The 12,599-nt window shown below is 68.4% G+C and carries 12 protein-coding genes; 9 read left to right on the forward strand and 3 right to left on the reverse strand.

All coding sequences use genetic code 11. The annotated features are described in order from the left end of the window. Window positions 1-2: 2 nt before the first annotated feature. Complete coding sequence (gene lysA, locus Tharo_RS04100) at window positions 3-1,283, reverse strand: diaminopimelate decarboxylase (RefSeq protein WP_107220098.1); 1,281 nt, start codon at window positions 1,281-1,283, stop codon at window positions 3-5. Continuing rightward, window positions 1,280-1,453: an LPS translocon maturation chaperone LptM gene (gene lptM, locus Tharo_RS04105; protein WP_107220099.1), complete on the reverse strand. Its 174-nt coding sequence runs from the start codon at window positions 1,451-1,453 to the stop codon at window positions 1,280-1,282. Before lptM ends, lysA begins: the two co-directional genes overlap by 4 nt. A 45-nt stretch (window positions 1,454-1,498) precedes the next feature. Between lptM and cyaY the strand changes: the two genes are divergently transcribed. Next, window positions 1,499-1,825, forward strand: a complete 327-nt coding sequence (gene cyaY, locus Tharo_RS04110; RefSeq protein WP_107220100.1) for an iron donor protein CyaY — start codon at window positions 1,499-1,501, stop codon at window positions 1,823-1,825. A gap of 20 nt (window positions 1,826-1,845) precedes the next feature. Here the strand turns inward: cyaY and Tharo_RS04115 are convergent, their stop codons facing one another. Beyond that, a complete protein-coding gene (locus Tharo_RS04115) occupies window positions 1,846-4,284 on the reverse strand; it encodes a penicillin-binding protein 1A (protein ID WP_107220101.1) in 2,439 nt (812 codons plus the stop codon). Between the two features lie 176 nt (window positions 4,285-4,460). Here Tharo_RS04115 and Tharo_RS04120 point away from each other — a divergent pair, with 176 nt between their 5' ends. The 8 genes from Tharo_RS04120 (at window position 4,461) to Tharo_RS04155 (ending at window position 12,406) form a co-directional block, all read left to right on the forward strand. Continuing rightward, complete coding sequence (locus Tharo_RS04120) at window positions 4,461-5,537, forward strand: pilus assembly protein PilM (RefSeq protein WP_107220102.1); 1,077 nt, start codon at window positions 4,461-4,463, stop codon at window positions 5,535-5,537. After that, the gene (locus Tharo_RS04125; RefSeq protein ID WP_107220103.1) at window positions 5,534-6,124 is read left to right on the forward strand and encodes a PilN domain-containing protein; all 591 of its coding nucleotides are present in this window, start codon (window positions 5,534-5,536) and stop codon (window positions 6,122-6,124) included. The genes Tharo_RS04120 and Tharo_RS04125 overlap by 4 nt, the downstream gene beginning before the upstream one ends. Continuing rightward, window positions 6,121-6,837, forward strand: a complete 717-nt coding sequence (locus tag Tharo_RS04130; RefSeq protein ID WP_107220104.1) for a type IV pilus inner membrane component PilO — start codon at window positions 6,121-6,123, stop codon at window positions 6,835-6,837. Before Tharo_RS04125 ends, Tharo_RS04130 begins: the two co-directional genes overlap by 4 nt. Further along, a complete protein-coding gene (locus Tharo_RS04135) occupies window positions 6,834-7,352 on the forward strand; it encodes a pilus assembly protein PilP (RefSeq protein ID WP_107220105.1) in 519 nt (172 codons plus the stop codon). Before Tharo_RS04130 ends, Tharo_RS04135 begins: the two co-directional genes overlap by 4 nt. Beyond that, the gene (locus tag Tharo_RS04140; RefSeq protein WP_211309655.1) at window positions 7,349-9,517 is read left to right on the forward strand and encodes a type IV pilus secretin PilQ; all 2,169 of its coding nucleotides are present in this window, start codon (window positions 7,349-7,351) and stop codon (window positions 9,515-9,517) included. Before Tharo_RS04135 ends, Tharo_RS04140 begins: the two co-directional genes overlap by 4 nt. Before the next feature lie 83 nt (window positions 9,518-9,600). Next, on the forward strand, window positions 9,601-10,131 hold the full coding sequence (locus Tharo_RS04145; RefSeq protein WP_107220106.1) for a shikimate kinase: 531 nt from the start codon (window positions 9,601-9,603) through the stop codon (window positions 10,129-10,131). Continuing rightward, the gene (aroB, locus tag Tharo_RS04150; protein WP_107220107.1) at window positions 10,119-11,201 is read left to right on the forward strand and encodes a 3-dehydroquinate synthase; all 1,083 of its coding nucleotides are present in this window, start codon (window positions 10,119-10,121) and stop codon (window positions 11,199-11,201) included. Before Tharo_RS04145 ends, aroB begins: the two co-directional genes overlap by 13 nt. An 80-nt stretch (window positions 11,202-11,281) precedes the next feature. Continuing rightward, entirely contained in the window at window positions 11,282-12,406 is a 1,125-nt protein-coding gene (locus Tharo_RS04155; protein ID WP_107220108.1) for a deoxyguanosinetriphosphate triphosphohydrolase, read from the forward strand. Window positions 12,407-12,599: the final 193 nt, after the last annotated feature.

The following is a 12,599-nucleotide window of genomic DNA, read 5'->3' on the forward strand; positions in this document are numbered from 1 at the left end:
GCTCAATCCAGCGCTTTCTCCCCCGCGTAAAGCTCGGCGACGGTCTCGCGCGCGCGCACCAGGTGCGCGTTGCTGCCGTCGACGATGACTTCTGCGGCGCGCGGGCGGGTGTTGTAGTTCGAGCTCATCGTCATGCCGTAGGCGCCGGCCGAAAGGAGGGCGAGGAGGTCGCCCTCGGCCACCGCGAGGCTGCGGTCGTGGGCGAGGAAGTCGCCGCTCTCGCAGATCGGGCCGACGATCTCGTAGCGCTGCGCCGCCGTCGCGCGCGGCGCCACCGCCACCACTTCGTGCCAGGCGTCGTACAGGGCGGGGCGGGCGAGATCGTTCATCGCCGCGTCGACGATGGCGAAGTTCTTCGTCTCGCCCGGCTTCAAATATTCGATGCGGGTCAGCAGCAGGCCGGCGTTGCCGACCAGCGAGCGCCCGGGCTCGAAGCACAGCTCCTGCGTGCAGCCGTCGAAGGCCTCCAGCAGCGGGGCGAGGTAGTCGGCGACGGCGGGCGGAGCCTCGTCGCGGTAGCGGATGCCGAGGCCGCCGCCGAGGTCGACGTGGTCGAGCGCGATGCCGTCGGCGGCGAGCCGCTCGACCAGCCCGCGCACTTTGTGCGCGGCCTCGGCCATCGGTGCCGGGTCGAGCAGCTGCGAGCCGATATGGCAGGCGACGCCGGTGACGCGCAGGTTGGGCAGCGCCGCGGCGCGCCGGTAGAGGGCGTGGGCGTCGGCGAACGCGACGCCGAACTTGTTGCCCTTGAGACCGGTGGAAATGTAGGGGTGGGTCTTCGGGTCGACGTCGGGATTGACCCGCAGCGCGACCGGGGCGCGGGTGCCGAGCTCGCCGGCCACCGCGTCCAGACGCTCGAGTTCGGCGGCGGACTCGACGTTGAAGCAGCGGATGCCGGCCTGCAGGGCCTGGCGCATTTCGGCGCGGGTCTTGCCGACGCCGGAGAACACCACCTTGCCGGCTTCGCCGCCGGCCGCCAGGACGCGCGCCAGCTCACCGCCCGAGACGATGTCGAAGCCGGCGCCGAGACGGGCGAACACCGACAGGATGCCGAGGTTGGAGTTGGCCTTCACGGCATAGCAGACGAGCGCGCGGCGCCCGGCGAGGGCCTCGCGCCAGCCGGCGAAAGCGGCTTCCAGTGCGGCTTTCGAATACACATAGGTGGGCGTGCCGAAGCGCGCGGCGAGGTCGGCGAGGGCGAGGCCTTCGAGCCACAGTGCGCCGTCGTGTGCGTGCAGGGTGGGCACGGGCCAGGCGGAAGGGAGCGGGGCGGGGGAATTCATTCGATCAGGGGCTCGGGAATCAGGTCCGGCGGGATGACGGGTTTGCTATGATCGGCGCCCGGTTCCGGCTGGCCGGTGGTGGCGGGCGCGGGGAGGTAGAGCGGCCCCTTGATGCCGCAGGCCGTCAGTAGCGCGCAGGCAAGCGCAATCGCAGGAAGGTGGACTCGCATCGCCGTCGTTCGCAAAAAACCGGAATCCTAACAGAAGGAGTCAGCATGGAAGAGTCTGCATTCAATGCCCTGGCCGAGGCCGAGCTCGCCCGCATCGAGCATGCGCTGGAAGACTGCGGCGTCGACATCGACATCGAGCCCAAACCCGGCGGCGTGCTCGAGCTCGAATTCGCCAATGGCACGAAGATGATCCTCAACCGCCACACCGCGGCGCGCGAGATCTGGGTCGCGGCCAAGTCGGGGGGCTTTCACTTCCGCCCCGAAGGCGGGCGCTGGGTCAACACCCGGGACGGCGCCGAGCTGTGGGCGATGCTCGCGGCGCTGCTCGGGGCGCAGGCGGGAGAAGCAGTCGATCTGCAGCCGCCGGTCTGAACCGGCGGCGCGGCCTGCGGTCAGCGCCGGATCGGCACCGGGGCGCGCTCTTCGACCGGCGCCGGAGCCTGTGCCGGGCGCGGCAGGGAGTGCGCAGCGGCCGCCGGGGGAAGCGCCGGAATCGCTTCCTCGGGCGCTTCCATCGGAGCGTGGATGACCTGCCTGGGCTTGTCGCCGGCGAACAGCTGCTCGAGCCAGCTCGGTGCCGGCGCCGGCTCGGGCGGGGTGTATTCGGCGTAGTGGTAGTCCTGCCCGCTGTGCAGGCCGTTGTCGACCAGGACCAGGCCGTCGGGGCGGGGGCGCTGCACTTCGGGGACGCCTTCGAGGGCGCTGCCCATGTAGTCGATCCAGATCGGCAGCGCGGCGGCGCCGCCGGTCTCGCCGCGGCCGAGGTTGCGCGGCTGGCTGTGGCCGACCCAGGCGACGGCGACGAGCTCGGGGTGGTAGCCGCAGAACCAGGCATCGACGTAGTCGTTGGTGGTGCCGGTCTTGCCGGCGAGATCGCCGCGCTTGAGGCTGCGCGCCCGGGTCGCGGTGCCGTGCTGGACCGTGTCGCGCATCATCGAGTCCATCAGCCAGGCATTGCGGGCGTCGATCACCCGGGGCGCGCTGCGCCCGGCAACGGGCGGGTCGATGCGGGCGATCAGGCGGCCTTCGTTGTCGTAGATTTCCTTCACCACGTAAGGCTCGATGCGGTAGCCGCCGTTGGCGAACACCGCGTAGCCGGCGGCCATCTCCCACGGCGTCGCGGTGCCGGCGCCGAGGGCCATGGTCAGGTAGGGCGGATGGCGGGCGGCGTCGAAGCCGAAGCGGGTGATGTAGTCGCGCGCGTATTCGGGCGTGATCCGCTCCAGGAGGCGGATCGAGACCATGTTCTTGGAGCGCGTCAGGGCCTCGCGCAGCGTCATCGGGCCGGCATATTTGCCGTCGTAGTTCTTCGGCTCCCAGTCCTGGCTGCCGGTGACGCCGGCGGGGTAGTACAGCGGCTCGTCGGCAAGCACGTCGCCGGGGCCGAAATGGCGTTCGAGTGCGGCCGAGAAGATGAAGGGCTTGAAGCTCGAGCCCGGTTGGCGCAGCGCCTGGGTGACGTGGTTGAACTTGGTGCGGTCGAAATCGAAGCCGCCGACCAGGGCGCGCACCGCGCCGCTGTGCGGATCGAGCGACACCAGCGCGGCCTGCACTTCGGGCAGCTGGGTGAGTTCCCATTCGCCCTTGCCGGCGTCGCGCAGGCGCACGATCGCGCCGCGGCGGATACGCCGGCTCTGCGGCGCCTTGTCGGCCAGCATCGGCGCGGCGAAGCGCAGGCCCTTGCCCTCGATGCGGAATTCGCGCCCGCGGCGATAGACGGTGACCTCCTTCGGCGAGGCTTTCAGCACCAGGGCGGCGAGCAGGTCGCCGTGGTCGGAGGTGTCGCCGAGCAGTTCATCGAAGCGTTCGGCACTGGTTTCGTTCGCCGCCAGGTCGACGAAGGCTTCCGGGCCGCGGTAGCCGTGGCGGCGGTCGTAGTCGAGCACTCCCTTGCGCAGCGCCGCGTAGGCGGCTTCCTGGTCCTTGTGTGTGACCGTAGTGACGATGCGGATGCCGAGCTCGTAGGCCTGCTCGCCGAACTGCTCGACGGCGATCTGGCGCGCCATCTCGGCAACGTGCTCGCCGCCGGCGACGAACAGGTCCTGCTGCCGGCGTACCGCGGCGCTGTCGCGCTGCCCCTGCTTCGGCGTGGCGAAGGTCAGCGCGTGCTCGTACTGGGACGGGTCGATCAGTCCGGTCTCGAGCATGCGTCGCAGCACGTATTGCTGGCGCACCGCGGCGCGCGCCGGATTGACGACCGGGTTGAAGGCCGACGGCGCTTTCGGCAGGCCGGCGAGCATCGCCGCTTCGGGCAGGGTCAGCTCGTCCAGGCGCTTGCCGTAATAGGCGCGTGCGGCCACGGCGAAGCCGTAGGCGCGCTGGCCGAGGTAGATCTGGTTGATGTAGAGCTCGAGGATCTGGTCCTTGGACAGGTTCTGCTCGATCTTGAGGGCGAGCAGGATCTCGTACAGCTTGCGGTTGTAGGTCTTTTCGCGCGTCAGGAAGAAGTTGCGCGCGACCTGCATGGTGATCGTCGACGCCCCCTGGCTGCGGCCGCCGGAAGACAGGTTGGCGAGCGCGGCACGCACGAGCCCCATCAGGTCGATGCCCGGGTGTTCGTAGAAGCGCTCGTCTTCGGCGGCGAGGATCGCATGCTTGAGCACCGAGGGCACTTCGGCGATGCGCACCACGTCGCGCCGCTCTTCGCCGAACTCGCCGAGCAGGTGGCCGTCGGCGGTATAGACGCGCAAGGGAATGCGCGGCCGATAGTCGGTCAGGGTGTCGAGGGCGGGCAGGTTCGGCCAGGCGAACAGCGCCATCGCCGTCAGCGTGGCAAGGCCGAGAATGATCAGCGCGAACAGCGCTCCGACCGGATACAGGACCCAGCGCATGGGCAATCCAGGGGGTGTGGAACGGGCGAGCATTATAGAGGATGCATCCGGGCGCAGCTGTGAGCGGACATTATCCGCGGCGGACTTCGCTTTACACCGCCCCCGGCTTGTTGCTAGCATCCTTGGACCCGGTCAAGGTGTTGATCGTAACATGAAGAAATTAAAGGGTTTTCTTTGTGATTGACCTCCCGTTCTTCAGCTCGGCGACACGCCAGCTTGCCGGACTCGATATTTCGTCTTCATCGGTAAAGCTGGTCGAGCTGTCCGGGACCGACAAGGACGCTTACAAAGTCGAGCGTTACGTGATCGAGCCGCTGCCGCGCGACACCGTCGCCGATGGCAACATCGTCAAGCTTGAGCCGCTCGGCGAAGCGCTCAAGCGCGCGTTGCGCCGCTTCGGTCCCGGCTTACGCAATGTCGCCGTGGCGCTGCCGTCCTCGTCGGTCATCACCAAGAAGATCGTCCTCCCCGAAAGCCTGCGCGAGACCGAAATGGAGTTCGCCGTCGAGGCCGAGGCCAACCAGTACATTCCGTTCGCCCTCGACGAAGTCAATCTCGATTTTCAGGTGATCGGTCCGGCGCCCGGCGCTCCGGGAGAAGTCGAAGTGATGATTGCGGCTTCGCGCAAGGACAAGGTCGAGGACCGCGTCGCCGCGGCCCAGGCCGCCGGGCTCAGGGCCGTGATCGTCGATGTCGAGTCGCTCGCCATCGAATCCGCGCTCGAGCTCGTGTGCCGGCGGTTGCCGGGCGGCGGCGAGGACCGGGTGATCGCCCTCGTCGACGTCGGCGCGAACGTGATGAACGTCACCATGTTCCGCAACCATCAGTCGGTGTACTCGCGCGAGCAGGCTTTCGGCGGTTTCCAGCTCACCCAGGACATCGCCCGCCACTATGGCATCGGCCTGGACGAGGCCGAAGCCGGCAAGCGTGCCGGGGCGCTGCCCGAGACCTATCCGCGCGAGCTGATGCGCCCGTTCATGGACAGCCTCGCGCTCGAAGTGTCGCGCGCGCTGCAGTTCTTCTTCACGTCCACCCAGTTCAACCGCGTCGATCACGTCGTCCTCGCCGGCGGCTGCGCGGGGATGCCGGGACTGGTCGAGGTGGTGGCGGCGCGCACCCAGGTTCCCACCGAGCTCGCCAATCCGTTCGCGGGCATGACGCCGGGCGAGCGGGTGCGTCCGCGCAACCTGCTCGCCGACGCGCCTTCGCTGATGGTGGCCTGCGGCCTCGCGCTGCGGAGGTTCGACGCATGATCCGCCTCAACCTGCTGCCGCATCGCATCGAAAAGCGCCGCCAGCGCCGCCAGCAGTTCTATCTGCTGGCGGGGGCGATGGTCGTGCTCGGTGCGCTGATCGGCCTGCTCGTCCATGTCCTGTACGACCTCAGGGTCGAGCGCCAGGACGCGCGCAACGCTTTTCTCAAGGCCGAAATCGCCCGCATCGACCAGGAAATCGCCGAAATCCGCCGCCTGCGCGAGCAGATCGACGCCATGCTCGCGCGCAAGCAGGTGATCGAAGCCTTGCAGAGCACGCGCGCCGAAACCGTGCATCTGTTCAACGAACTGGCGCTGAGCCTCCCCGAGGGGGTGTATCTGAAATCGGTCAAGCAGGGCGGCCGGCGGGTCACCCTGGCCGGCTTCGCCCAGTCCAACGCGCGCGTGTCGCACCTGATGCGCAACCTCGATGCCTCGGCCTTTCTCGAGCAGCCGGTCCTGATCGAGACCAAGGCCGCCACCGAAGAGAACCGCCGGGTCAGCGAATTCACCCTCGGCATCGGCATCGCGCCGCCGCAGGCCGAAGCACCCGAACCGCCCCGCGGCGGCAAGGGAGGAGCGAAATGAAGCGCCTGCTGCCGCGCAAGGCCTCTGTGCCCGCTCCGGTCGCACGCAAGCGCCTCACCCGCGCCGATCTGCAGCGCCTGGCGCAGGACTTCAAGGACCTGGATCCGAACGACCCCGGCCTGTGGCCGCTCGCGCCGCGGCTGGCGGCGGTGCTCGCGTTGCTGCTCGCCACGGTCGCCGCTTTCTGGTGGTTCGACTGGCGGAGCCAGGCCGAGCGCCTCGAGCGCAGCGCGGCCGAAGAGCTGCAGCTGCGCGAAGGCTGGGTGACGAAGAAGCGCCAGGCGGTCAACCTGGACGAACATCGCCGTCAGCTGGCGGAGATCGACCGCCAGTTCGGCGCGCTGCTCAAGCAGCTGCCGAACCGGGCGGAAATGGATTCCCTGCTGTCCGATCTCAATCAGGCCGGCCTGGGGCGCGGCCTGCAATTCGAGCTGTTCAAGCCGGGGGCGGACCTGGTCAAGGAGTTCTATGCCGAAATGCCGATCGCCATCCGCGTCACCGGCGGCTATCACGAGCTGGGTGAATTCGTCAGCGACATTGCGCGCCTGCCCCGGATCGTCACCCTCAACGACATCGCGCTGAAGGTGGGGAAGGACGGCCGGCTCGAGCTCGAGGCGAAGGCGGTGACGTATCGCTACCTCGACGAAGAGGAGCTGGCGCAGCAGCGCCAGGCGGCACAGGCCGAACAGGCCGCGCGAGGGAAGAAGAAATGAACAAGATCGGAGTGCTTGCCGCCTGCCTGCTGCTCGCCGGCTGCGCGGGCGGGGAGCCGGACGATCTCCAGTCCTGGATGGCGGCGCAGGTGGGCGGCATGCGCGGCGCCGTGCGCCCGTTGCCCGAGCTGCAGCCCTTCCCGGTGGTGGGGTATGCCGGCGGACAGGGCGACGATCCGTTCCGCAGCGCGCGCATGGCGCCGCAGCGGGTGTCGGGCAGCAGCGCCGGGCCGGACATGAACCGCCGCCGCGAGCCGCTCGAAGGCCATGCGCTGGAGACGCTGCAGATGGTCGGGGTGCTGACCCGGGGCGGGGTCACGCATGCGCTGATCCGCGCCGGGAACGCGCTCCACCAGGTGCGGCCGGGCAATTACCTGGGGCAGGATTTCGGCGTCGTCACCCGGGTCACGGAAAACGAGGTGACGCTGCGCGAGCTGGTCGAGGACGTTTATGGCGACTGGGTCGAGCGCACCCGTTCGCTGACATTGCAGGAGCGGCAGGAGGCCGGAAAATGAAACACCGTATCGGAGTGCTGCTGCTGGTCGCGGCCGCTTGCGCAGGTCTTGCGCCTGTGGCCGCCGTGCGCGCGCAGGAGGCGGAGCAGGTCCGGCCGTCGGGCAACCGCATCGAAGGGCTGGAAGTCGCCGAGCAGGGCGGCGCGCTCTATGTCCGGGTGAGCCTGAAGGAGGCGCTCACCGAGCTGCCGCCCAGCTTCAGCGTGGCCGAGCCGGCGCGCATCGCTTTCGACTTCGCCGCCACCGCCAATGCCCTCGGGCGCAGCGTGCAGCGCGTCGAGCAGGGCGATCTGCGCAGCGCCGACATCGTGCAGGTCGGCGACCGCACCCGCCTGGTGCTGAACCTGGTCAGGATCAGCCCTTACGAGGCGCGCATCGAAGGGCGCGACCTGGTGATCGCGATCTCGCCACGCCTCCCGGCGGCGCAGGCGAGCACGCTTCCGGCGCCCGAGGGCAACTTCGCCGAGCCTTCCGCGGCGGCGGGGGTGGCCGTTCGCGACGTCAGCTTCCGCCGCGGCAGCGAAGGCGAAGGGCGGGTGGTGGTCGATCTGTCGAGCGCCGACGCCGGGATCGACATCCGCCAGCAAGGCGGCGGCCTGGTGGTCGATTTCCTCCAGGCGGCGCTGCCCGAGCATCTGCGCCGGCGTGCCGACGTCACCGATTTCGCCACCCCGGTGACGTCGATGAGCACGCAGCAGCTCGGTGACCGCGTGCGCCTGAGCGTGACGCCGAACGGCCTGTGGGAGCACAACGCTTACCAGAGCGATACGCGCTTCGTGCTCGAAATCAGGCGGGTCGTGGAGGACCCGAACAAGCTGGTGCAGGGCTCGCGCGGCCAGTTCCAGGGGGAAAAGCTGTCGCTGAACTTCCAGGACGTGGATGTGCGCTCGGTGTTGCAGGTGATCGCCGACTTCACCGACTTCAACATCATCACTTCCGACTCCGTCCAGGGCAGCCTGACCCTGCGCCTGAAGGACGTGCCCTGGGACCAGGCGCTGGACATCATCCTCCAGGCCAAGGGCCTCGACATGCGCAAGAACGGCAACGTGATCTGGATCGCTCCGGGCGAAGAGCTCGCCGCGCGCGAGAAGCAGCAACTGGAAGCGAAGGCGCAGATCAGCGACCTCGAACCGCTGCAGACCGAAAGCTTTCAGATCAACTATCACAAGGCCAAGGAGATCTTCGATTTCCTCAAGAGCAAGGACCAGACCCTGCTCTCCAAGCGCGGTACGGTCGTCGTCGACGAGCGCAGCAACAAGGTCTTCGTCACCGACGTCGGCTCGCGCCTGCAGGCGCTGCGCCGGCTGGTGCAGGAAATCGATGTCGCGCCGCGCCAGGTGCTGATCGAGGCGCGGATCGTCGAGGCGAGCAAGACCTTCGCCCGCGACCTGGGCGTGCGTCTGGGCTTCGGCAGCCGTGGCTACGCTTCGCTCGGCAACGGGGCGAAGATCGGTTTCGGCAACTCGGAGTTCGTTTCCCTGGTTCCTGACGAAGAGACGGGGGGGGTGAAGATCGACCGCACGGGCGACTACCCGATCACCGACATGATGCAGATGGTCGGCGAGTCGGTGAAGGTCGGTGGTGGCGATTTTATGCCGAAAGGTTATGGTGCGCTGAACCTGACGCTGTTCAACAAAGGCCTGACCCGTTTCCTCAACCTCGAGCTGCAGGCGCTCGAATCCGACGGCCGGGGCCGGATCGTGTCCAGCCCGCGCGTGCTGACGGCCAACCAGGTCGAGGCTTCGATCGAGCAGGGCACCGAGATTCCCTACCAGGAAGCGACCAGCTCGGGCGCGACCAACGTCGAGTTCAAGAAGGCCGTGCTGTCGTTGAAGGTGAAGCCGCAGATCACTCCCGACGGCCGCCTGCAGCTGGCGATCGAGGTCAACAAGGACCGGCCGATGTACGAGAACATGCTGCTCGGCGTGCCGCCGATCGAAACCAAGAACGTCAAGAGCGAGGTCCTGATCGAGAACGGCGGCACCGTCGTCATCGGCGGGATCTACGAGGAAGAGGAGGCCAGCGGCGTCGATCAGGTGCCGCTGCTGGGCGACATTCCGGTCGTGGGCAACCTGTTCAAGTCGCGGACCAGCGTATCCAACCGCAAGGAGCTGCTCGTGTTCATCACGCCGCGCATCGTCGCCGATACGCTGACCCTGCGATAAGCCCTCCGCTCTGCTGATACAATGCCCGGGCGGGCCTCCCGAGAGGGGCCCGCCTTTTTTTCTCGACTTCCGGCGAATCGCGTGTGAGCTGTCTGATACTGATCGGCATGATGGGTGCCGGCAAGACCACGGTCGGCAAGGAACTGGCGCGGCGGCGCAAGGCGCGCTTCGCCGACTGCGACCACGAGATCGTCGCCCGCACCGGAGTGAGCATCCCGACGATCTTCGAGATCGAAGGCGAAGCCGGCTTCCGCAGGCGCGAGACGCAGATGATCGACGAGCTCACCCGCCAGCCCGACCTCGTCATCGCCACCGGCGGCGGCGTGGTGACGACGCCGGCCAACCGCGCACTGATGCGCGAGCGCGGCATCGTCATCTACCTCAACGTGCCGCCGCAGATCCTCTACGAACGCACCCGCCACGACCGCAACCGCCCGCTGCTGCAGGTGGACGACCCGCGCCAGCGCATCACCGAGCTGTACCAGCAGCGCGACCCCCTGTACCGCGAAGTGGCCGACCTCGTCGTCGACGGCGGGCGCGGCAATCCCGGCACCATGGTGCGGCTGATCGAAACCGCCCTCCAGACTTTCCACAAGAGCCCATGCAAACCCTGAACGTTGCCCTCGGCGATCGCGCCTATCCGATCCACATCGGCCGCGGCCTGCTCGGCCGCGCCGAGCTCGTCCTGGCGCGGCTGAAGACGCCGCGGGTGGCGATCGTCACCAACGACACCGTCGGCCCGCTCTACCTCGGCGGACTGCGCGCCGCGCTCGAGCAGGCGGGCGTGAACGTGAGCGTGGTGAGCCTGCCCGACGGCGAGGCGTACAAGACCTGGGAAACACTGAACCGCATCTTCGACATGCTGCTCACCGAGCGCTGCGAACGTTCGACCACGCTGGTCGCGCTCGGCGGCGGGGTGGTCGGCGACATGGGCGGCTTTGCCGCCGCCTGCTACCAGCGCGGGATGCCCTTCATCCAGATTCCGACGACCCTGCTCGCGCAGGTCGACTCCTCGGTCGGCGGCAAGACCGCGATCAACCATCCGCTGGGCAAGAACATGATCGGCGCCTTCTACCAGCCCCGGCTGGTGCTGGCCGACATCGACACCCTGGCGACGCTGCCCGATCGCGAACTGGCCGCCGGCCTCGCCGAAGTGATCAAGTACGGCCTGATCCGCGATTCCGACTTCCTCGCCTGGCTGGAAGCAAGCCTCGAACGCCTGCGCGCGCGCGACCCGGAGGCGCTGATGTACGCCATCGAGCGCTCCTGCCGCAACAAGGCCGAAGTGGTGGCGGCCGACGAGACCGAGCAGGGCGAACGCGCCCTGCTCAACCTCGGCCACACCTTCGGCCACGCCATCGAGACCGGCCTCGGCTACGGCGAATGGCTGCATGGCGAGGCGGTGGCGGCGGGTACGATGATGGCCGCCGAACTGTCGCGCCGCCTCGGCTGGCTCGCCGCGGGCGATGTCGACCGGATCGAGGCGCTGTTCGTGCGGGCGAAGCTGCCGGTGTGGGGACCGAAGCTGGGCGCGGCGCGCTATCTCGCGCTGATGGCACACGACAAGAAGGTCGAGGCCGGGCGCCTGCGCCTCGTGCTGCTGCACGCGCTCGGCCGTGCGCGGGTGCACGGCGAGGCGGCGCTGAGCGAGATCGCCGCGGCGATCGAGGCACGCTGCCGCTGAGTCCGGGCCGCCCCCGATCGGGGAGGCCTCCTGCACAAACGACGGGAACCGCGATCGACTTCGGCCCGGAGGAAAACCGCATGCTTCAGCTCGCACCCTACGCCGTCACCGAAGCCGCTTCCCGCGGCCGCCAGCACGACGAGCCGGCGCCGGTCGCGCGCGGCCAGTTCCAGCGCGACCGCGACCGCATCGTCCATTCCACTGCCTTCCGCCGCCTCGAATACAAGACCCAGGTGTTCGTGAACCACGAGGGCGACCTGTTCCGCACCCGCCTCACCCACAGCATCGAGGTCGCCCAGATCACCCGCGGCATCGCCCGCCAGCTCGGCCTCAACGAGGACCTCGCCGAAGCCGTCGCCCTCGCCCACGACCTCGGCCATACCCCGTTCGGCCACGCCGGCCAGGAAGCGCTGAACGCCTGCATGAAGGAGTACGGCGGCTTCGAGCATAACCTGCAGTCGCTGCGCACTGTCGATCTGCTGGAAGATCGCTATGCCGCATTCGACGGCCTGAACCTGATGTTCGAGACCCGCGAAGGTATCCTCAAGCACTGCTCGCGCGCCAACGCGCTGCGCCTCGGCGAGCTCGGCGAGCGCTTCCTCGATGGCACCCAGCCTTCGCTCGAAGCCCAGCTCGCCAACCTCGCCGACGAGATCGCCTATAACAACCACGATGTCGATGACGGCCTGCGTTCGGGGCTGATCACGCTCGCGCAGCTCGAGGACGTGAGCCTGTTCGCCACTCAGCGCCGCGAAGTCGAAGCGCGCTGGCCGGGCCTGTCGGGGCGCAAGCTGATCAACGAGACGGTGCGCCGGATGATCCAGCTGATGGTGATCGATCTCATCGCCCAGACCCGTGCCAACCTCGCCGCCAGCGGCGTACGGAGCCTCGCCGACGTGCGCGCCGCCGGCCGCCTGGTGGCCTACTCCGACGCCCTGCTGCCGCGCCTGCGCGAACTGAAGACTTTCCTCCACCAGAAGCTGTACCGCCATTACCAGGTGCTGCGCATGACCAACAAGGCGCGGCGTATCGTTTCCGAGCTGTTCGATGCCTTCATGGCCGACCCCCACATCCTGCCGCCGCAGTACCAGGCGATGGCGCGCGAGGACACGCCGCGGGCGATCGCAGACTACATCGCCGGGATGACCGACCGCTACGCGATGAAGGAGCACCGCCGGCTGTTCGCGGTGGGCGAGATCCACTGAAGGCGCAGTGCCGGATGCGGCCGGCGGCAGAGGGCGGAACGAGGGCGCACCCCTCGCGGATGCTGCGGGGCGCGCTCGTGCCGCAGTGCAAAAACTCCTTGAACCCTGGAGTTCTCGGGCGTATAGTTTTTTTGTCAACAGCGAGGCTGGTGGCGGTGTCCAAAATGGTGCATGCGGAGCTTCCGCTCCTGCG

The organism is Thauera aromatica K172, from assembly GCF_003030465.1.
GTDB lineage: Bacteria > Pseudomonadota > Gammaproteobacteria > Burkholderiales > Rhodocyclaceae > Thauera > Thauera aromatica.